This window comes from Shewanella sp. HN-41, assembly GCF_000217915.1.
GTDB lineage: Bacteria > Pseudomonadota > Gammaproteobacteria > Enterobacterales > Shewanellaceae > Shewanella.
Map to the genome: position 1 here is coordinate 39927 of NZ_AFOZ01000017.1, position 20561 is coordinate 60487.

Below are 20561 nucleotides of genomic sequence, written 5' to 3' on the forward strand. Positions count from 1 at the left end.
GCGAGATTATAGCCTGAGTTGCTCTGTGATTGAAAAGCCTCAATGTAAGAGCGTTAAGCTCATGCATAACGCATCGGCCATCAGATGTGATGGCCGACTTCCGCGAGATATCACTAGAGGGTTTTTTTCCAAGTCGATGGGCGGGAGTAACGCGCACCATCTTTGACTCTGGCGCGGATGTGTTTGACATCATTAAGCTTGAAAGCTTGGCGGTAGGTTTGCCAAGATCCTGAGTCGAGTTGGTATTCCAGTTCGGTATTGGGATATAAGCTATTGAGCACTAAGTGTTGATTTTCAACACGTATTCCAGGCGGGGCTATGCGGTAGAAAACTCCCGCTTTTGCTAACTTAGGCCGCACTTTATTGGCGTACACAGCGGCGAAGGTTTGCCAATCCTGTTTGAGTACTTGCTCGGCTTGGCCATTGAGTTGGCTGGCAAAATGTTGAGTCTGTTGGCTATAGATTTTACCTTGATAATCATAGGCTAATTCCCATGGCGCCCTATGCCATGCCCGTTCGGCGAGGGCGATCATGCGCGGGAATAGCATGTATTCTGCTTGCTCGTCCGATTGCACCATTTCGCTCCAAAGGTGCCCCTGCAAGCCGTAAAAACCCTGTTCTGGCTTGAGCTGACTTTGGCTATCGTCTGCGATAAATGGCTGATTTAAGCTATTACGCCAGCGCTCAGCATGGGCGGGCAGGTTGTCGGGCATAAAGCTAAACACCTTAAAACTGTCTATGGCCCTTGCGGCCCAATGATTACCGCGCTCATCTGGATGGCTAGCATAGGGGAAATCAAAATAGGTGACTTCTGGCGTTGAGATCACGACCTTCCAGCCAAGATTTGCTTGCTTATGGGCGATTTGATGGCCGTTGTCCGAAATCAGCGACCAAGCGTTAGATTGCACCTGTGCGGGCATCTTTTCTGGGCGCACCTCACCCATGCCATCATTCCAGCCTGCGGCAATAATCCCTTTATCCGCCAAAATGTTAGCGACACGCTCGATAAAGTAACCATTGAGTGAGTGCAGCCCAGCTAACTTATCGGCTTTTTGTTGCTTCATCGCGATACACGCGGGGGACTCTACCCAAGCGCCCGCGGTTTCATCGGCGCCTATGTGGTAATGCACTAAGGGAACGCCTGCGGCTTGGTGCATTTTTTTGACTTCATCAATCACAGTATCGATAAAATGATAGGTGCTCGGCAGGCACACATTGAGTGTGTTGTCGTGGTAGTACTGGATGGAAGAATATTGGGTTTTATCCGCGAATTCAGTCAGTAAAAACTCCTCCGCCTTAGCTTTTTCTCCCTTAGCGAGGTAATGGCGATAACGCGCCTCCATGGATTTTATCGCGGCGCGGGAATGCCCCGGCATGTCCAGTGAAGGGATCACTTCGATATGGTGGGCATCTGCCAGTTGCAAAATTGCTTGGTATTGCGCCACGGTTAAGTAGCCATCGACGGGGTTTACGTCCGCTATGCCGCTACCCAGTTGTGGCAATAAACAGCTTTGCTCGGTTAAATCGAAACAACGTTTTGCGCCCACATCGGTCAGTTCGGGTAAGCCGGGTATGGCTAAACGCCAGCCTTCATCGTCGGCTAAGTGCAAATGCAGCTTATTGATTTTATAGGCGGCGAGCTGTGGAATGATGCGTTTAATAAAATCGAGCGAGTGGAAGTTACGGGCTAAATCGATATGCAGGCCGCGAAAGGCGTAGCGAGGTTGGTCTTGAATATCGATGGCGACGAGTTGCTCGTCACTTAAACTGATCAGCCCTGCTAGGCTTTGCAGGCCATAGAAGAGTCCCGCCTCACTGCCCGCTCGAATACTAATTTGCTCAGCTGTTATGGTTAACCGATAGGCTTCGCGGTTTTTAATTTCACTATCGCGGGCTTCAGTGTTGGCGACGTTAGGATCTTGAGCATCGAGCTGCAATAACAGTGGTGTGCCTTTGTCCTTGGCCGAAAAGCCTAAAGAATCGAGGTAATCAAACGCCGCCTGCCGCCCCTTAAAATCTACCGCCGCAGCCGTGATTCGATAACCTTTGGCAAGGGATAAGGGCGCCGAGTCTAGGCTTTGGCTGTGAAGTGGCGTGGGGATGAGTTTGCCACTAATGTCAGGCGTCTTGCCTGCGTCTGCGGCTAAGGCTTGGTATTGCTCGGCTAAATACTGACCATCGGCGAAGGGGGTTGCATCGTTTTTTGCCAGTAGGAATTGTTTATCGACATTAAAAGGTGCGAGGTAAGCTTGCTCGGGCAGACCCGTCTCTTTATTGCGCTGGGTTTGAGTGCTCTTTATAGGCTGCGCCTTATCGCCCATAGCGACAAAGAAGTTTGGCATAAACTCGGAGCGGGTGATTTGGCTGCCTTGGCTATAAAACTCAATACGGTAAACTTGATTGGCAACGAAGCCCTTAAAGCTGGCTTTAGGGACGATTTTATGTAAATCGCCATTGATATGCTCAATGTTAAAGTCACCCGCATCGACAAAATAAACGGGCGATAGCTGGCTGAAATAGATCTGCCAATCGCCGTGATTTAACTCTTCGTTAGATAACTGAGTGGGCAGGGTCAGCTCAATGGCAGAGCGATAGCATTGGGCTTCTTTAGCGGGACAGGTTTCAAGGTAACTGGCGGTTAACTGATAACTTAACTGAAGTTTGTCGGCCAATTGATTCAGCGCGACATGATTTGCCTCCTGCACTGTATCGGCGGCCTGCACTGATGAGCTAGCAAGTATTGAAAGCGCTGGCATCGCGGGAAGCACGGCCATTATGCCGCTGACTAAGGCCGTCCTAATCCTCTGCCACTTTATTTTCCCTTTCATTCGTCCTTTCACTTAACTGAGTCCTTTTGTTGTAAAAACCACTGCGCGGCGCCTATGAGTGCCGCATTGTGATGTTGGCTGGCTGAAATCGTCAAGTCCGCCAGTTGTGGGCCATAGGCTAAGCTCTGCAATTTCTGTTTAAGTGCCTCAATAAAAAAGGGAAAGCTTTGGCTTGCTGAGCCGCCAAGGACGATATCTTGGGGATCGTATACCAGTAAGGTTTGGGCGATCATGTGCGCCAAGTGTTCACCAAAATGGACGAAAGCTTGCAGTGCTTGGCTGTCACCTTCACAGGCTTTTTGGTACAAATGCTCGCCACTCATTTGGTGATGAGTGGTAAAGTACTGCCCCGAGCAGTAGTGTTCAATAATGCCATCGCGATAACTCAAGCTGCCGATTTCACCTGCGGCGCAATGCTTACCCGAATACAGCTGACCATTAAAAATCACCCCAGCGCCCACGCCTGTGCCTAAGGTAATCCCGAGCATGTCTTGATTGCTATTGAGCACAGCTTCACCGAGGGCGAAGAGGTTAGCGTCGTTATTCACAACGACTTCAATTTCAAAGGTATTTTGCAGTTGTTGGGCTAACTGCGTTGCCGTCAGCGCCGGGATGTTGAGCACTTCGAGTAAAGTGCCGCTGTGCATATCCACCATGCCGGGCACTCCGATGGAAATACCGTAGGTTTCAGGCGTGAGGTGGCTGTGGATGCAGGTCACAAGGAAATCGAATAATTGTTCAAAATTGCCATCGGCGGGAACGGGATACCGCCAAGTGTCGAGTAAGTTTTTACCTTCCACCTGTGCCAACATCAGTTTAGTTCCCCCAAGATCTAAACATAGGACGCTCATAATAGCTTGTTGCCTCTCGTGTTATTGGTTGCCATTGGCTCGGCATCCTTTGATGCCGCTTTAGCTGAAAATAGAGTGGTGTTTTTAATCAAGGGACGAGCCGTTAGGGCCACATAACCTATGTAACTCATAGGGATTAACAGCACTAACATCCCGAGTCGTAATTCGCCGGAAAGCTCACTGATAACGCCAATGATCGGCGAGATAAACGCGCCACCGATAATGCCAGTGCAGAGAATGCCGGCGAATGATCCGTGATCTTGGGCGCGAGAATTGAGCGCCAGTGAAAAGATCACTGACCACATGATAGAAATGAAAAAGCCAACCAATGGGAAACAAATTAATGCTAGTTGGCTCGGTCCCCATATCGCCACCAGAAAACAAACCAGTGAACTAAGGGAAAAACTGAGCAGCAAGATCTGACTGTCGATAAGCTTAAGTAGCAGTAAACCGAGTAAACAGCCGAGTGTCATGTAAAACCAAAAATCGCTGACCACATTGGCACCGACACTTAAGGTATCAAGACCATGATATTGTGATAAAAAGACCGAAATACTGTTGGCAAGCCCTTGCTCAAGTGCGACATAGGCGGCGATAGCGAAGAAGAATTTCAAAACGGTTTTATCTTTGAAAAGGCGCAAATGGGTCTCGAGAGCCCCCGCCGACTCCTCTGCCAATTTATCCACTTTGGGCATCTTCACTAGGCTGGCAAAGAGCACCATGGCGAGCGCGACCACGGCAAATAACCAATACATGGCAAGCCAACTCATATTCTCGGGCAATAGCTGTTGCACATAGTTGGCTGATGCAACACTGGCTTGATCTAAGGCGACAAAATGCTGATACACCAGCGGCGCTAAGGTTGCGGCGCCGCCAAAGGCGAGTTGGGCTAGAACAGAGAAAAAGGCAAAATGCTCAGGCCCCGCGGCTTGGCGCAGTAAGGGATTCACTGCCACCTGTAATAAGCTCATGCCAGTGCCGATGCAAAACAGGCTAAACATAGCGATGCTAAAGGTAGGGAGACACACAAAAGTGACGGCGCCGATAAACGCCAGACTAAAGGCTAAGATGATCACCCGTTTTTCACCGTACTTATCCACCAAAATCCCCGCAGGAATCGATGTCACGCCGTAGGCGATAAAAAACGCAAAGGGAAATAACCCCGCCAACGTCAGGCCGATAGCATAACTGTCTATTAACGCAGGGAAAATCGGCCCCATGCTGTTGGTCATCAAGGAAATCACAAAGAAAGTGCAGAGGACAAACAGTATGATGAGTTTGTGTTTCATGTGCTTAGCCAATTGAATTAAGTGAAATTCATTGTGGCCTGACGCTCGCTTTGGTGGTGATACGAATGGTGCCTCTGTCGATACTTTTCTCACATATGCAAATCATGTTCGCGCTGATTTGGCGGATTTACGTCGGGTGCTACAACTACAAATAGTGTGCTGTAGATAGCTGCTGCGAATGGGCATAGGTAAAACCGTGTTTTAGCCTCTGCTGATAAAGTGTTTACTTGTAAAATGATTACCTTTAATTAACATTGGATAGAATAGTATCGGAGTAACAGAGTTGAGTATCACTGTAGGGCTGGCTTGCTATAGACAATAGTGCGCGAGGCACTGCTATTTACGCGCTCTGATAGATCAAGGCTCGCATTAAAAAATAAGGCCTATGTGCTTGAATCAGTTAATAGGGAATAACCGTTAGCGTAAGTGAATGCAGGGCTGATTGAAGCTAAGGTAAAGGAATGAGTAACTGGAGTTTAATGGATGAAACCTCTGTGTGAAAAAGTGATCCCCGATGAAAACAGCTCTTGGCGTTACTTTCGTTATGAATGGGACCACATGGATCTCAACTGGCATTATCACCCCGAGTACGAAATCTGCTTAACCCTTAACAGCTATGGAATGCGTTATGTGGGCGATCATATTGCCCGTTATGGCGATTATGATTTAGTGATCATAGGCCCGGATATGCCCCACGGCTGGCAATCCGAAGTGGATCTTAATGCCAATGGTGATATGGGGCCTGAGGTGGTATATGTTGCGCAAATTCCTGCGGCCTGGTTGCACCAAATTGTGAATGAGCAGCGCGAGTTAGCGTCCTTGAATTCCCTTTTGACCCATGCCAAACGGGGTGTGTTGTTTAGTGAGGAAACGGCGCGTAAGACCCATAGTGTGTTTATTGCGATGGAGACGGCCAATCCCTTTAAACGCTATATTTTGTTATTGGAATTATTAGCCTTATTACAACAGGATAGTCAGCAGGAACTCTTGTCGAGCACCTTGTTTACCCACGGCAGTAAGCTCGACTTTACCGTGAAAAAGCTCGATAAAGTGATTGAGCATATCTATGACAATTACACTCAGGCCTTGTCGGCACAGGAGTTGGCAAAGTTGGCGCACATGAGCACCAATCATTTCCATCGCTTCTTTAAAAAACGCACCGAGAAGACTTTAACCGAGTTTATTAACCAACTTAGAATCGCTAAAGCTTGTAAATTGTTGATCACCAACCAGAGCCCTATATCGATGATCAGCGATCAATGTGGTTTCAATAACCTATCTAATTTTAATCGCCGCTTTATCCAATTCAAAGGTGTCACTCCTAGTCGGTTTAGGCAGCGATTTAGTCACAAACAAAGGGCAATTTAAGTGTTTTGTGTTGTATTGTAAGGGCCGAAATAATGGTTCACTATTGCAGCACAATAACTCTTTGCCTGTGCAGTGATTTCAGCAGAGATGGGTTTGAAGGGAAGTTTAAGCTGAGGATCGCGAAAGTCCATTCCCGCTAAGAGGGAGTACCAAGAGGGACGAAAATAAGCCAACTGTTGATCGTATTTGTAGAGTTGAAAATCAAAATCCTCTCCCCTATGCCATGCCTGGAGTAACTGTTTAAGTCTAAGAGAAATAACAACATTTCTAGCATCTTGCCAGTAGTTGCTATCACTACGCTTGCTCGTCACATAATGAGCCTGAATATAATCCTTCACGCCAAGCACTAACTGCATTACCGACTGATTCAGCGTTTGTCGACTTAAGGTTTCTGCCTGCTTATTCAATTGATAACGCTCGAATAACGCCATAAATCGTTCTAGGGTGAACTGGGTCACCATAATCGAAGTGGCTTCTAAGGGTTCGATAAAACTCTGGGCAAGCCCTATTGCCAATACATTGTTGTGCCAAGCTTTTTCACTCACACCTACGCGCATTTTAAGGTGACGAACAGGTGTTGACTCGGACAAGTTCAAGTGGTGTAGCAACGTCTTTGTGGCCGTTTGGGCACAGATATGACGACTGCTATACACATAGCCATTGCCTATCCTATGGGCGAGGGGAATTTGCCATAGCCAGCCCGCACCGAGTGCCGTGGCGCGGGTATGGTATTTGGCGAAAAGAGCATCTGGGGTGCTATTTAAATCGACGGGGACAGTAACCGCACTGTCATTGAGTAATGCTTCTGCAAAGGATTGAAAGGGGACGTTCAAGTTTTTATGCATTAGCTGAGCGTTAAAGCCACTGGCATCGATAAAAAAATCTGCATCGAGTCTCTGGCCGCTAGCGAGTGTTAAGCTGTTAATATCATGATTATTATGCTGAGAAACAGAAATAACATCGCCAATAATATGCAGTACACCGCGTTTGCAGGCATATTCTTTTAAATAGTTGGCCAATTGTGTGGCATCGAAATGGTAGCCATATTCATTGGTAAATGGCAGTTCCCTTTGAGGACGAGGGCTAAGATTATGCTTAGCGAGTACACCACTAGAGAAAAAATCGTCCGGTTGTACCGCATCACCTTGTCCGCGGCGCCTTGCATTTGCATTTACGAAGAACACTTCAGCGGGTTTTACATCCAGTTGAAAATAGAAGGGGTGAAAATATTGCTGTCCATCACCATTCCAATTGATAAAATCGATGCCCGTTTTATAGCTGGCATGGCATTTTTCCATCCAATCGGCTTCGCAAATGCCTAGTTTATCCATAAAACGCTTCAGGTGTGGTGTCGAACCCTCGCCAACCCCAATAGTCCCTATATTTGCGGACTCGACTAGGCAAATCTTTATGGCGGCAAAAAGGGGATTATTCACCAGTGCCGCAGCAGCCATCCAACCCGCAGTACCACCGCCTAAGATGAGAATCTGCTGAATGTTTTTCTTATGCTTCTTCATGGGACATTACTCTAAATTTTAATAAAATAGCCGACACTTAGGTCGGCTATCATATTGAAACACATTAAAATTTGTAGCTCGCCCCTAGGTAGTAACGGGAGCCAAACTCTATGGTGTTTTGAGTTAAACCATAATTAACATCATAGGATTGCACTACTTCATTGGTTAGATTCACCCCTTCTAAGGAGAAGTCTAAGTTTTCCATTGCATGCCAAATAATCGACGCATCCACTTGTTGATAGCTGTCGTTTAGCACGTTTTGAATGTTACCCACGCCTAAGTATTCTGAACGCCAGTTATAGGCGATACGGGCGCTGAACAGATCATCTTCATAGAAGAATGAGCCGTTGAAGGAGTTTTCTGACACGCCTTCGATCATTTGTTCGGTGCCATCGGGGCGAGTGCTCTGACTGTCAACATAGGTGTAGTTGGTTAAGAAGCCAAAACCGCTTTCAAAGTTATGTTGCAGCTGGATTTCAAGCCCAGTCACAGAGCCGCTACCGCCATTCTCTGGAGCGGTAACCCGGCATTTATCCCACTCGGACTCTGAGGCGCCGCAACCTTCGACATATTTTACTGACTCAGTCACAAATACGACGTTATCGATATCTTTGTAAAATACTGCAGCTGAAAGCATTGAGGATTCAGTGAAATACCATTCAATGCCTAAATCAGCTTGGTTGGCTGTATAGGGTTTAAGATCAGGATTTCCTCCCGTAGCAGTACCGAAGTTTTTCGCTATGGCTAATCCAGGTTTGAGATCGCTGTAATTGTTGCGAGCCATTACGGATGAGGCTGCGGCGCGCACGATAATGTCTTCCCTCAGATCGAAGGCGATGTTGATGCTCGGCAACCAATTATCGTAATTGACGGATTCATTGTAGGGCTTACCGTCGGCAAAACCGGTTGAGGTTTGGTCTGTGTTAACGTAACGCAGGCCAAAGTTACCACGGTAGAATTCGCCGCTGAAATCCGCTTGGGCATAGAGGGCCAACATATCCTCTTCGACAGTGAAAGTGTTGCCGAGATCGGCGACTTCCACTAACTCGCCATTGGCGTATTTCTCGCTGATAAAGGCCCACCATTTGTCTTCATCTAACTTGGCATAGGAGTCGAGCACATTGCCGCCGCTCTGGGAATGTAGCCCAGACAGCACGCCATCACTCCAGTTTGCTAGGTTGCCATCAGGGACGAAACCGAGGATTTCAGCGGGGTTGCGGTTGAAGGCATTACGCTCGAAATCACTGGCATTGTATTTTATGCCGACGGCGACTTTATTAATAAAATCATGATCGAGTTGATATTCGAAATCGGATTGGGCGTAGCTGACTTTATGCTCTTGTACTGTGGTTTCATAGTTCGCCTCTTGGGCGTGTTTGAATTGGCTAGCATCGTTGGCATCTAGGCTCGTCAGCACCACTTGATAGGGCCCTGTGGCATCGTAACTAAAGCCGCCATCGACACTGCCTTGACCATTAGGGAAGGCGGGATCGCCAATTTTGCCGCCTTGATCCGTCGCTGGGATCCACCAGGAAGAAGAGCCGCCTTGGGTGCCGCCATCTGAGGTTGATTGGCCAATGACACCGCTCAGTGTGAAGTTATCTCCTTGATATTTACCTGTAAGATTAAGTACATCAGTCTTCATATTAACCGCGTGGCGCACCACAGGGTTATAAATAATCGACGCATATGCCGGCAGAATCGTCGCCGACGCTGTGCCGCCTTGGGCATTGTTGACCACATTAGTCGAGCCTGAACCTCGGGCTCCAACGGTAAGGAAGTTATGGTTAACATGTGGATTATCAAATTCGAAATTAAAATAATCTAAGGTGAAATCCATTTTATCTGAGGGAGCAAACTGCAAGGTGACTTGAGCGCTGGTACGTTCTCGTTCTGCTTTAAAGGCCTGTGAACCTATCCCCCAAGCCCCAACGGTTGACTCTTGGTTTTGCGCGGGATCTTCGGTGAAATACTCATAATATCCGCTCAGCGATTCGAGTACATGACGGCCACTCGTTAACTTTTCCACTGAGTATGCCGCTAATATCCCAAACTGTTCATCGTCATCTTTCCAGCTCCCGAGGAAAGATCCACTCGGATCGGTTTCATCGTATAGGCTGCTTTGGCTTAGTTCGCCAGAGACTTGATAAGTGTGAGCATCGAGGTTGAGCGGTTTGCGGGTTTTGAGATCGACCGTGCCCCCTAATGCACCTTCTTCAAGATTGGCGGTTGGCGTTTTGTGCACTTCAACTGTGTTGACTTGTTCTGCCGACAATAATTCCATATTGAAGGTACGGGTGGCAGGACCAAGATCATACCAAGAAGTGCTGGCAACGGTTTGACCATTAAGCAAAATACGGCTCTGCTCTGGCGCCGTACCGCGAATGGTGACCCCGCTCACTTCACCGTATTGCCTATCGACCGTCACCCCAGAGATCCGCTGCAGCGCATCACCGATGTTTTTATCGGGAAATTTACCTATGTCTTCCGAGGTGATGGCATCGACCGTGGAGTCGGCGAAGCGTTTGGTATTCAAGGAAGCCTCAATCGAGCGACGTATGCCGCGCACTTGGATGACCTCCATATTTTCTGTCGTTGCCTCTTGTTGCTCCGCCGCAACTGCGGTTGAGCTCATCCCGAATAAGGCGTTAGCGATACATAATGCGAGCAAAGAGCTCTTAAATAGTTGACCTTCTGACATGTTATTGCGTCCCTGTAGTGCTTTAGTGTTGTATTTTCTGCAGTTAACTTACCTGTTATCGAATTGTTGATGCGGTACTTTTCACACTAGGATTGGTATTTTTCTATTGTGTTTAAAGCGAGGGAGGCGGTGACTTCAACTTGAGTAGTGATGGGGGATTTATCGATTTAGCGTAGAAAAGTATGGCTTGTTGCTAGGATGGTATAACTAACGCGGGCTGGAATACTCACTATAGATAAGCCGAGCGAATGAGTGCCGCCACCTGTGTACGAGCTTCAATGCAGTGGGAGCTAACTCATTAATTTTTTTTAAACATTAGCTTTAAAACATTATCTATAGGATGAGATCATGAAACTGAAATCGATAGCCGCCGCAGTTGGACTCTGTTTAGCTAGCTTAAGTGTTGCCCATGCCAGCGATAAAACCATTTACCTCACCTTTGATGATGGTCCAATTGACGCAACCTTAGGGCTGTTAGACGCGCTAAAGGACGCCAATATCAAGGCGACGTTCTTTATCAATGCATTTCATATGTATGGCGAAGGGGATGAAAACGAAGCGTTAGCGGCCATAGCCCTTCAACGTTTGCTGGACGATGGTCATATTCTAGCAAACCACAGTTACGACCATATGCTGCATAACTGCACCGATGGCGTGCAATCGGGGGCGGCATATTGTAATCAAGTTGGCCTCTGGCCGGTTAAATCCTATCAAGATGCGGCCACCGATTTTACCTACTTCGTGACGAACACGGCCAAAGTGGCTGAACTTATTCCTAATGCCGCCAGTTATCCCAATAACAAGATGACTAAATTGGCGCGTTTGCCCTACACCAATGGCTGGCGAGTCACCAGTAAACTCAAAGGCGACGGCTTGTGTGCAACCTCTGATACTGTGCCGCCTTGGGATCCTGCTTTTGCTTGTACCGCCGAAACCTCGACCAACAGTTCGCAAGTAGCGGTGCAAATTCAAAACATGCTTGCCGAGAGTGACTATAAGATATTTGGTTGGGACTTTGATTGGGGGCCTGAAAACTGGGGCGTCGCATTCCCTGCTGAAACCATGGCCGATGGGGTTGAGTTGGTGAATAAAATCAATCAAGTGATCAACACTTGTGCACCTACGACGATGAACCCTCTCAACAGTCGCACGCAGAACTTAGACTGTAGCGATGGTTTGCACGACGGTAAAGTGGTGATCTTGACCCACGACTTCCTGTTTGAGAATGCGCACCGTGGTCAAGGTGCGACCATTAACTTGCCTAAAATTAAACGCTTTGTGGAAGAGGCGCAGCGCCAAGGATATCGATTCGATACGCTAGATAACTATGCACCTGCTTGGCAGGATCAGCATGATTATCAGCAGCCTGAGTTTGTGTCCTACCAAGATAAAATCTATTCCCTAGTACAAGCGCACTTCTCTCAAAGCAATTGGCAACCGAGCCAAACCCCAGCCTTGTGGAAAAACGAGAAGTAGGATGTCTCGGGCCGAGTATTTACTCGGCCCATATATTCATCGAGTAATGGGCATGTTGCTGAACTCAGCCTGACAAATTTCAAAATAGCGTCATTTTTTACACTTTACCCACTCCGCTTTAACTCAGTATCTGTAATACTGCTCCGACATCGATTTGAAGTTGATCTGTATTAGAAGAGCAGTGCATAAAGAGCGTGATTGGGGGAGAAAAGATGAGTACGTTTGTAAAATTAACCATAGTCGCCACTGTTGTTGTACTCGGTATTCTTGCCGCGGGCATTTACCGTTTCAACATGACTAATGATGATATTTTTATGGTGATGGAAGATGGTCAGGTCATGCAATATGACGAGGCTAAGGTGAAGAAACACGCCGATACTGTGGCGAATGAGACGCTAGGCACCCCTGAATTTGCTGTACCCAGTGAGGTAAAACCTGTGGCGAATGCCTCGGAGGTTATGCTTAAACTCTTTAGCTTAAATACTGCAAACCCCTTTGAAATCAAATTACCAGAGGGGGGGCAGTCCGTGGTGCTAACCCATTTTATCAAGGTTAAACAAACGGAATTTGCCATGGGTGATTATCAGGATGGTGAAGTGAAGGGGCGAGTCTTACTCGACTATATGCGTATTACCCCGCTCAACTTCGATCCGGCACTCAATCCTGATACTGAAAATCAAGCACCCGTTCAAGATGATCCTAACATGCAGACCATGCCCTTTGTTGCCCCCTTTATCGTGACCACTCAAGGTTCTGGGGTGTTTTGGTATCTTGGATTATTTAACCTCGATTATGGTCATAACACTCTGAACCATTTAGGCAGTGTCATGTTAGGTGACCGGATCGAAGTCGATAGTATAGAACCTGTATATCCCTTTGAATCGCCATATAAAGTGGCTGTGACTTATCGAGATAGGGCGCCGACTCAAGCTATGTCTGAAGAGCCTAAAATCGTTAAGACTATTGAGATGACAGTGAGTGAATCCGAGATCAAATAATTGAAATTAGGGTTATACAGAGTCCTGTGTTAAGTTATTTTTCGCCCAATTAACTCGCTTGGGATCCTAGGCTTAACTTTGCGCTTACTGTTTTTTTGGGGGCTCAAACTTAGGAATGAGCAGGCCAAGATAAAAACAAGGAGAGTACGATGAACGCGAAAAAAATCACCGGAAAATTCGATGTGAAACTCACCCCCAGTAGCACCTATGCAACTGGTGTCGATGGTGTGGCTCTTGGCCGGATGACGTTAGATAAAACATTTTACGGTGAACTTGAGGCGCGTAGCCAGGGCGAAATGCTCAGTGCAATGACGTCAGTCAAAGGCTCTGCTGGCTATGTGGCGATTGAGCAAGTGGTGGGTAACTTGTGTGGTAAGCAGGGCAGTTTCCTACTGCAACATTTTGGCATTATGACCGATGGGCAAAATCGTCTGATCTTAGAAGTGGTTCCCCATTCTGGCGCGGGCGAGTTGCAGGGGTTAAGCGGCACTATGGCCATCAGTATCGAAAATGGCCAACATTTCTATGAATTCCAGTTTGGCTTTGAAACCCGCGCAGAGCCTGAGTTTTAGCTTGTATCCGGCATTCGCCTTCAGTCGTCCCATTTTCCGTTTCCCCAATTTGCAGGCTATAGGTGCATAGGTGAGGAGTGAGCTTAGTGGACCCCAATCGGCCTTAAAAAGTGCATTTTATCTTAATACGCTGAGCACTCGATACTGGCCATTGTTATGGCTGTTGCCACTGGGTTGTTAGTGCTTGGCATGCTCTGCGCCAAGACAGCGCTATTGCAACCCGATCCATCGCTGCAACTTGTGCTTGGCTGGGCGGCATTTTTTATGTTGTTATCCGTGCTGCCGCTGGCATTTTACAGCAACAGTGCTGGTTAGACGCTGGGCAACGGCAACTGTGGATTGGCCGAGGTTTGTTCAATTGGGGATTGATGGGCGTGTGGTGCAGTTATGCCTTTGCCAACATTAAAGCCGTGAAACTTTGTTAGTTGCAAACCACCCACTGGCATCTGCTCGACCGCAATCGCCAAGTGCAAGACACAGTCGAACACTGTCTCGCCTATTTACAATTACATCAACCAAGCGGCGCTCAATTGAAATAGGCTAATAGCAGCGATAGGAAGGAGTTACAACAAGCACTGCAGCAATGAGCACAGGCGATAGGCTGTAAATTTTAGGATTTTAGCAACACCACTCAAAAATTACTTCTCCAAGCTAGTCAATTAAGTGTTATGCGGGTACTTATAGTGCTCACGATATTTATATTGATAAACATTGTTTTTTTGTTATTGATGGAATTTTAGTTCGACACTATTTGGGGTGGGGATATGGGGGTTCAATGGGTCTTGGAGGGGGATAAACAGCTTCAAGGATGCAGGCTGGATTTCAATGTTAATATACCCGCACGAAGGGTAGCCGCATTTGTCTTGCCTGAATTGGAGAGACTGTAAGAGGGGATAAGTCATTTTTCGCTAAAAAACCTTGCAATACGTGTATATAAATCTCTCATCAATTTCTATAGGCAAACACCTATCAGCGAGTCTGGGTTGTTTAGTATCAAGGTCTGTTGCATTTGCATCACGGTAAATCGGCTGTCAGCTCGTTGCCAGAAGTGTCATTGTTTCTTTGTAGGGCAATGAGACAAGTCGCAGTGCTTCTTGCTCTGAAGGCACATTGGTATACCCCATGATTAAACCATAGCGGCGGCTGGTACCGACATACCAAGCGGATAAGGGAAACACCATTAGCTGATGTGTCTGCCAGATGTTGGCGAGCTTACTATCTTGGGTGCCCTTTTTAAGAAAGGCGACTATGTGCATCCCGCCGTCTGTTTGCTCAAACTCAAATACCCCTGAGTAGATTTGCTGCAGCGCGTTATACAGCATCATCCGCCTTTGCTGGTAAAGGGGGCGCATAGATTTCAAGTGTTTGAAAAAATGTCCTTCAGACAGAAAGGCGGTCAGTATTTTTTGTGGCAGCAGTGGCTGGCCAGTTTCGACAATTTCGCCTGTCTCCATAAATTTGCCGATAAGCGCCTTGGGGATCACCAGATAACTGACCCGCATCGATGGCATGATGGTTTTACTGAAAGTGCCGACATAAATAACCCGCTCTTGGGTGTCGAGACTTTTCAGTGCTGGTATCACTTTGCGGGTGTAGTGAAACTCGCCATCATAGTCATCTTCAACTAACCAGGCATCATTGTCCTCTGCCCACTGTAATAAACGGTTACGCCGCGGCAGTGACAGGGTGACAGCCAGCGGGCTGTGATGGGACGGTGTCGTAATGACAAAACGGGCGTCGGCGTGATTACGAACGAGGTAATCGACATCCAGCCCCTCGCTATCCACTGGCACATAATGCAGGTTAAGTACCATTCGCTTGAGCAGTTTTTGCCCAAATAAATAGCCGGGGTCTTCGAACAGCACTTTGTCTTTGGGGCTGGCGATCGCCTGCAGGATAAGTGCAAGGCTGTGTTTGTAGCCGCTGGTAATAAAGACCTGCTCGGCAGCACAATTGAGCCCGCGCGAGATATTTACGTAATTGGCAATAGCGTGACGCAGCGGTTCATATCCCATGGCTGAAGGAATGATCATATCTTCAGAACGCATGGTACGTATTGCCTTGCCTGATAACAGTAGCCACTTTTTGTGCGGAAAAACATCCAGCGCCGGAATGCCCAGACGCAGGAAACCAGGGGTGTCCCTCAGGTCGAGTAGCTCTTGCAGCTTTGCATCTTCAAGTGGCGGGGTCGTCGCTGCCGGCGTTTTTTTTATGTCTAGATCAGGATTAACTATGGTGCCCTTGGCGCCTTGGCTCACAAGATAACCTTCGCCAATCAGAATGTCATAAGCCGTCTCTACGGTTTTCTTCGCGACCCCCAAGTCCTGTGCCAGCACCCGGATAGAAGGGACTTTCTCCCCAGGTTTTAGGCTTCCCGACAGAATACTTTGGGTATAGCGCTGGTATATGTCTTTATAGCCCACTCAGATGTCCTACTTATTTTCATGGTTTTTGTACCTTTTTAATATGGCATATAAGGCTAGACTGAGCCACATGAACATCAAGCGCCGCTGCGGCGCATTGGATACTCCCATGAAGCTGTTACATCTTACCATCAGCCCTAATATCGAGGGTTCATCATCGAGGAAAGTCTCTGCGCGCTTGTTGGTTCGGCTTAAAAGCCGTTTTCCGCAGCTACAGGAAACCCTGCTCGACTTGTCGCAGCAGCCATTACCGCATCTGGATGAACTGACTACAGGTGCCTTTCTGACTCAACCTGCACAACGCACGCCGGCGCAACAACAGGCGGTGCAATTGTCTGACAACATGGTCGATATGCTGCTCGATTGTGATGTGTTGCTCTTGTCCTCCCCTATATGGAACTTAGGCCTGCCATCAGTGTTGAAAGCTTGGTTTGACCATATCACTCGTGCGGGGCGCACTTTTGGCTTTACTGAGCGAGGTACTAAGGTCGGACTTGTGCCGAACAAGAAGGTCTATTTGGTGGTATCCAGCGGCAGTGTGTTTTCTAGCGGCCCTTTTGTCCAGGATGATCATTTCACACTCTATATTCGAACTGCATTGGCCTATATCGGTATTACCGATTTGACCGTTATCCGAGTCGATGGCACTCACGACCCATCGAGTCGTGAAACCGCCTTACCCGCTGCACTGCAAGCCGTTGAGCGACTCGAATTGTAAGTATTTTGATAACCCAAGCCTTCACCCAAATCTAGTATTAGAGGATAAGATCATGAGCAATAGAGTGAACCATTTCGTTACCGCCCCTAAGCTAACTCAGGCACTGAGTGAGGCCTCTATGGCTGGCTATAAGACATCGATAGAGCCCTTGATTAAGAGTCTGATCGATATCCGCGCCTCGCAACTAAACGCGTGTGCTTTCTGTTTAGACATGCATGTGAAGCAGGCAAAAATAAAAGGCGAACGTGAACTGCGTTTGTATCATGTGGCTATTTGGCGCGAGTCGCCGCTGTTTACCGCCAAAGAGAAAGCGGCACTGGCACTGACCGAAGCGCTGACTAAATTGTCAGATTCAGGTGTGAGTGATGAGTTGTATCATTCGACTCTTGAACATTTTAGTGAGGTAGAGCTCTCAGAGCTGTGTTACCTGATAGGCATCATTAATGTGTGGAATCGGTTGCAGATTTTGTCGCTGGCGGAGCCGGGGTCAGCAGATGCCGCCTTTGGCCTGAGTAAGGCTGGTCTGAACTAGGCTAAAGTTACAGTGGCAAGGGCGGCCACAAGGTCGTTTCTCTGCTGCTGAAAGGACGTTTTTAGATGGAGATAAGATGAATATTTTTAAATGCTTAGGTGCATTGATTGTGCTGTTACTCTGTTGGCCAGTACAGGCGCAGCAACTGAATTACCGCGAAGTTCAACTGGGGCAGTTAGGCAGTGCGGATACTGTCACCTTTGGCAGCCGAGATTCAGGTAAACCAACTTATATCAAATTCTGGGCGACATGGTGTCAACCCTGTATGCAACAGATGCCGCATTTCGAGGAGTTACAACAGAAATTTAAAGACAAGGTGGACTTTGTTGCGGTCAACATTAACATCAATGAAGAACGCGCAAAAATCGATGAGGTTATCGCCCGCTTTGGCCTGAGCATGCCAGTGTTGCTAGATAACGAGGGCCAGCTGGGGCTAGCACTCGGACTTGTTGGCACACCCTATAGCGTGCTGCTAAATAGTGAAGGTGAGGTGGTGTACACCACCCACGAGTCTGATGCCAATCTTGACCGCTTTCTAAGCATGTTAGCTAAAGGTTCGCAGCTGAGCTCTGCAACCACAGATGCCATTGATGGCGAACGGATGCAGGCGCTGCTGGCGCCGTGGCAGAAAGGGGAACACTTGCTGTTTTTCACCGCGACGTGGTGCGACTGGTATCTACTCGACTCTAGGCCTGCGATGGCACAGCAATGCAAGCAAGTGCAGGACGGTTTAAACGGTTTGCAGCAGCGGTTGCCAAACACACCTTGGCATGGGTTTGTTAATCATCTATGGACCGACGAGCAGGCGCTGGCAGAGTTCAATCAGCTTTATCACATGCAGGTGCCGTTTAGCATAGATACCGCCGGTGCTCTGTTTACTGAGTTTAATATCAGGAGCATCCCTATGTTGATCAGAGTCAAAGATGGCAAGGTCACGGCTCGTATTAGCGATTTTAGCAATCAGGATGTCGTGATTAAGCAGCTATCAACAAATTAAACAACGATCCACAGATTAAGAAATGTTCACATGCTGAAAGCATGTAGCAGCGATTAGCTGTGGGTGTTGCCAGACAATAGAGGTCTTTCTGGGGTCGCTTACCTGTGACTAAATCGACTCGTGGGCGTGACTGGAAACTAAGTCACTCCCCGCAAGTATTTCACCCAGTCGATTCTTCTAATGTGTGTTGCTTGGACACCCAACCTAAAATGGCGTAACAGTTAACCTCTGACTATGTTTTGGTTGAATATTAAACAAAGATCCGTTCTCGCAGAAATCAGATAAGTCTTGAAGAAGATTTAATCAGACTCATTGTTAAATTAGGCATCATTTATTCAATAGTTTGCAGACGAGAACTGTCGCGCTAGTGGCCATCGGGAAAAGGGATTTTTCCGTTGAGCCCCCAAGGATGGGTTTACGGCGTGCCACTGACGTGACAGTGCCGAGCAGAAACTGAACCAAAAATTGAACCCAAAAAACGAGCAGGTTAAGTTTTCCTTCACCTGCTCGATAGGCTTTGATCAAAAGGGACTAGCAGCGTTGCAGTGGTTTCCAGCGTTGCAGGCTAACCGGAATGCTCACCCCTTGGGATAACAGCAGGTTAATGCGGGATTGATATGCTGCGCCCACCATTAAATGTTTGGCTAAATCGACCGCATTGCGCTCGCGGTAATCATCTAAATAACTGCCTTTGGCCCAGGCGTTAAATGCGCCTAGGGCTGGGCCTGCCCAGATTTGGTAATCCATTTCGCGGCCGACTTCACCTGTGTTTGACCAGCGGCTCGATAAACCTAAATACCAGCGGAAAATCAACGCCATCTTACGTTTTGGATTATCCAGTGCGCGCTCGATTTGTTTAGGATCGCGCTCGTTAAAGTGGGCGACTGTGCCTGCCCAAATATCATCGAGTGATGCGCGGAACACTTGCTCTTCGAGCTTTTTACGCTCATCCGCAGGGATGGCATCAATCGAATCGTAACGGGTGTAGATCTCATACAGCTTATTGGCGCGCATCGGGAACAGGGTACCGCGCTTAACCACTTGTAATTTCACGCCCATTTCGAACATATCGGCGGCAGGCGCCATAGTCACATCGGCCATTTCTGTGGTGGCGAGTAACTTACGGGTGTGCTCGCTCGCGCCCGCCTCCACACACGCTTGGTTGATTGAACCTGTGACTATATAAGCCGCACCCATGTTGAAGGTGGCTAGCGCTGCATCGGGAGTACCGACGCCGCCGCCTGCGCCCACGCGGATGGGCGTCTTGTATTGGTACTTAGCTTGGATTTCATCTTTGAGCGCCAAAATTGTCGGCAATAGCGTGACCAAGGGACGATTGTCGGTATGGCCGCCTGAGTCGGCTTCAGCCGTGATGTCATCCGCCATTGGCACGAGTTGCGCCATCGCCATTTGATCTTGGCTGATAAGGCCTTCAGTCACTAATTGCTGGAGGATTTTGGCAGGTGCCGGCTCCATAAACTTAGTCGCGACTTCGGTGCGGCTGATTTTTGCGATGACTTTATTGCCAATAACTATCTCGCCATGTTCGTCACGGCTCAACCCCGCCGCGCGGTAATAGACGATTTGTGGCGTTAAACCTAAAAAGGCCGAGGCTTCGACCGTGCGCACTTTATGTTTTAAAAACAGCTCGACGCTGCCGCGCTCTAATGCGGGTTCACTCGGGCTGTGAATTAAGTTAAAGGCGTAGGGACCATTGGGCAGCGCCGCTTGGATGCGGGTAATGGCCGCTTCAACGCGGGATGGAATTAACCCCGCCGCGCCAAATGAGCACAAAATGCCCGCTTGGCCGAGCGCGATAACCAGCTCTTCAGAGGCAATACCGTTAGCCATAGCACCGGCGTAATAAGCGTATTTAACCCCATGGACGCGGCGAAAATTACTGTCACCTAAACTTTGGGTACCAAGGGCGGGCGCAAAGGCACTGACGGGGTGTAAGCCAAGTGGTGCTTGGCTGTCATTTGTGGTCACTTCGGCAACTTGCGCTATGCCTAAGCCTTTTTCGCTGTGATTCACTAAGTAGCAGGCTTGGCTTAAATCTTTGAGTTTTTTGCCTAATGAGTCGATATCAAAGCTCAACTGTGCATCGTTGACTTGCCACGGCCAAGGGCTGAATTTTTCGTTATTGCTATTGAATTGATCTAGGGTATGGCTCGTCATCTTGGGTCTCGTTTTTATTGCCGCTGCGTTGCTTTTACCTGGGTAAAACGTTCGGGTGTAAAAGCCAACGCAGCGGCAGGATTATTTTTAAGTTATTCAATAAAAAGAATTTA

Annotated in this window: 16 protein-coding genes; 8 read left to right on the plus strand and 8 right to left on the minus strand. The window is 47.9% G+C overall.

Annotated features, from left to right (window positions below; genetic code table 11):
* Positions 1–113: 113 nt before the first annotated feature.
* The 3 genes from SOHN41_RS06190 to SOHN41_RS06200 are packed head-to-tail and all read right to left on the minus strand — an operon-like array spanning position 114 to position 4968.
* Positions 114–2828, minus strand: coding sequence for a family 20 glycosylhydrolase (locus SOHN41_RS06190; protein ID WP_086017344.1), 2715 nt, complete (start codon positions 2826–2828; stop codon positions 114–116).
* 8 nt (positions 2829–2836) lie between these two features.
* Entirely contained in the window at positions 2837–3679 is an 843-nt protein-coding gene (locus SOHN41_RS06195) for an ROK family protein (protein ID WP_037458295.1), read from the minus strand.
* Positions 3676–4968, minus strand: coding sequence for an MFS transporter (locus tag SOHN41_RS06200; RefSeq protein WP_007646697.1), 1293 nt, complete (start codon positions 4966–4968; stop codon positions 3676–3678). Before SOHN41_RS06200 ends, SOHN41_RS06195 begins: the two co-directional genes overlap by 4 nt.
* A 483-nt stretch (positions 4969–5451) precedes the next feature.
* On the opposite strand from SOHN41_RS06200, the gene SOHN41_RS06205 reads away from it, so the two are divergent.
* Positions 5452–6336, plus strand: a complete 885-nt coding sequence (locus SOHN41_RS06205; RefSeq protein WP_007646698.1) for a helix-turn-helix domain-containing protein — start codon at positions 5452–5454, stop codon at positions 6334–6336.
* Here the strand turns inward: SOHN41_RS06205 and SOHN41_RS06210 are convergent.
* Both SOHN41_RS06210 and SOHN41_RS06215 read right to left on the minus strand, forming a co-directional pair.
* Positions 6333–7853, minus strand: coding sequence for a tryptophan halogenase family protein (locus SOHN41_RS06210; protein ID WP_007646699.1), 1521 nt, complete (start codon positions 7851–7853; stop codon positions 6333–6335). The two genes, SOHN41_RS06205 and SOHN41_RS06210, sit on opposite strands and share 4 nt — an antisense overlap.
* Before the next feature lie 64 nt (positions 7854–7917).
* The gene (locus tag SOHN41_RS06215) at positions 7918–10554 is read right to left on the minus strand and encodes a TonB-dependent receptor (RefSeq protein WP_007646700.1); all 2637 of its coding nucleotides are present in this window, start codon (positions 10552–10554) and stop codon (positions 7918–7920) included.
* A 348-nt stretch (positions 10555–10902) separates the two neighbouring features.
* On the opposite strand from SOHN41_RS06215, the gene SOHN41_RS06220 reads away from it, so the two are divergent.
* The 4 genes from SOHN41_RS06220 to SOHN41_RS20330 all read left to right on the plus strand — a co-directional run bounded on the left by SOHN41_RS06220 (position 10903) and on the right by SOHN41_RS20330 (position 13915).
* Complete coding sequence (locus tag SOHN41_RS06220; RefSeq protein ID WP_007646701.1) at positions 10903–12030, plus strand: polysaccharide deacetylase family protein; 1128 nt, start codon at positions 10903–10905, stop codon at positions 12028–12030.
* A 212-nt stretch (positions 12031–12242) separates the two neighbouring features.
* Positions 12243–13028, plus strand: coding sequence for a hypothetical protein (locus SOHN41_RS06225; protein WP_007646702.1), 786 nt, complete (start codon positions 12243–12245; stop codon positions 13026–13028).
* Positions 13029–13177: 149 nt separating this feature from the next.
* Positions 13178–13600, plus strand: coding sequence for a DUF3224 domain-containing protein (locus SOHN41_RS06230; RefSeq protein WP_007646703.1), 423 nt, complete (start codon positions 13178–13180; stop codon positions 13598–13600).
* A gap of 156 nt (positions 13601–13756) precedes the next feature.
* A complete protein-coding gene (locus tag SOHN41_RS20330; protein WP_007646710.1) occupies positions 13757–13915 on the plus strand; it encodes a hypothetical protein in 159 nt (52 codons plus the stop codon).
* Here the strand turns inward: SOHN41_RS20330 and SOHN41_RS20335 are convergent.
* A complete protein-coding gene (locus tag SOHN41_RS20335; protein WP_007646712.1) occupies positions 13912–14088 on the minus strand; it encodes a hypothetical protein in 177 nt (58 codons plus the stop codon). The genes SOHN41_RS20330 and SOHN41_RS20335 overlap by 4 nt on opposite strands.
* Before the next feature lie 543 nt (positions 14089–14631).
* Positions 14632–16023 (minus strand): PLP-dependent aminotransferase family protein, encoded by a 1392-nt coding sequence (locus SOHN41_RS06240; protein ID WP_007646714.1) that lies wholly within the window; start codon positions 16021–16023, stop codon positions 14632–14634.
* Between the two features lie 109 nt (positions 16024–16132).
* Between SOHN41_RS06240 and SOHN41_RS06245 the strand changes: the two genes are divergently transcribed.
* The 3 genes from SOHN41_RS06245 to SOHN41_RS06255 all read left to right on the plus strand — a co-directional run bounded on the left by SOHN41_RS06245 (position 16133) and on the right by SOHN41_RS06255 (position 18270).
* Positions 16133–16741, plus strand: a complete 609-nt coding sequence (locus tag SOHN41_RS06245) for an FMN-dependent NADH-azoreductase (RefSeq protein WP_007646716.1) — start codon at positions 16133–16135, stop codon at positions 16739–16741.
* 52 nt (positions 16742–16793) lie between these two features.
* The gene (locus SOHN41_RS06250) at positions 16794–17273 is read left to right on the plus strand and encodes a carboxymuconolactone decarboxylase family protein (protein WP_007646718.1); all 480 of its coding nucleotides are present in this window, start codon (positions 16794–16796) and stop codon (positions 17271–17273) included.
* A gap of 76 nt (positions 17274–17349) precedes the next feature.
* Positions 17350–18270, plus strand: coding sequence for a TlpA family protein disulfide reductase (locus SOHN41_RS06255; RefSeq protein ID WP_007646723.1), 921 nt, complete (start codon positions 17350–17352; stop codon positions 18268–18270).
* A 531-nt stretch (positions 18271–18801) separates the two neighbouring features.
* Here the strand turns inward: SOHN41_RS06255 and pfaD are convergent.
* Entirely contained in the window at positions 18802–20448 is a 1647-nt protein-coding gene (gene pfaD, locus SOHN41_RS06260; RefSeq protein ID WP_007646725.1) for an eicosapentaenoate synthase subunit PfaD, read from the minus strand.
* Between the last annotated feature and the right edge of the window lie 113 nt (positions 20449–20561).

Bases quoted from the DNA above. Each gene is read 5' to 3' on its own strand.
- SOHN41_RS06190 (WP_086017344.1), bottom strand. From the start codon at position 2,828: ATGAAAGGGAAAATAAAGTGGCAGAGGATTAGGACGGCCTTAGTCAGC.
- SOHN41_RS06195 (WP_037458295.1), bottom strand. From the start codon at position 3,679: ATGAGCGTCCTATGTTTAGATCTTGGGGGAACTAAACTGATGTTGGCA.
- SOHN41_RS06200 (WP_007646697.1), bottom strand. From the start codon at position 4,968: ATGAAACACAAACTCATCATACTGTTTGTCCTCTGCACTTTCTTTGTG.
- SOHN41_RS06205 (WP_007646698.1), top strand. From the start codon at position 5,452: ATGAAACCTCTGTGTGAAAAAGTGATCCCCGATGAAAACAGCTCTTGG.
- SOHN41_RS06210 (WP_007646699.1), bottom strand. From the start codon at position 7,853: ATGAAGAAGCATAAGAAAAACATTCAGCAGATTCTCATCTTAGGCGGT.
- SOHN41_RS06215 (WP_007646700.1), bottom strand. From the start codon at position 10,554: ATGTCAGAAGGTCAACTATTTAAGAGCTCTTTGCTCGCATTATGTATC.
- SOHN41_RS06220 (WP_007646701.1), top strand. From the start codon at position 10,903: ATGAAACTGAAATCGATAGCCGCCGCAGTTGGACTCTGTTTAGCTAGC.
- SOHN41_RS06225 (WP_007646702.1), top strand. From the start codon at position 12,243: ATGAGTACGTTTGTAAAATTAACCATAGTCGCCACTGTTGTTGTACTC.
- SOHN41_RS06230 (WP_007646703.1), top strand. From the start codon at position 13,178: ATGAACGCGAAAAAAATCACCGGAAAATTCGATGTGAAACTCACCCCC.
- SOHN41_RS20330 (WP_007646710.1), top strand. From the start codon at position 13,757: ATGGCTGTTGCCACTGGGTTGTTAGTGCTTGGCATGCTCTGCGCCAAG.
- SOHN41_RS06245 (WP_007646716.1), top strand. From the start codon at position 16,133: ATGAAGCTGTTACATCTTACCATCAGCCCTAATATCGAGGGTTCATCA.
- SOHN41_RS06250 (WP_007646718.1), top strand. From the start codon at position 16,794: ATGAGCAATAGAGTGAACCATTTCGTTACCGCCCCTAAGCTAACTCAG.
- SOHN41_RS06255 (WP_007646723.1), top strand. From the start codon at position 17,350: ATGAATATTTTTAAATGCTTAGGTGCATTGATTGTGCTGTTACTCTGT.
- pfaD (WP_007646725.1), bottom strand. From the start codon at position 20,448: ATGACGAGCCATACCCTAGATCAATTCAATAGCAATAACGAAAAATTC.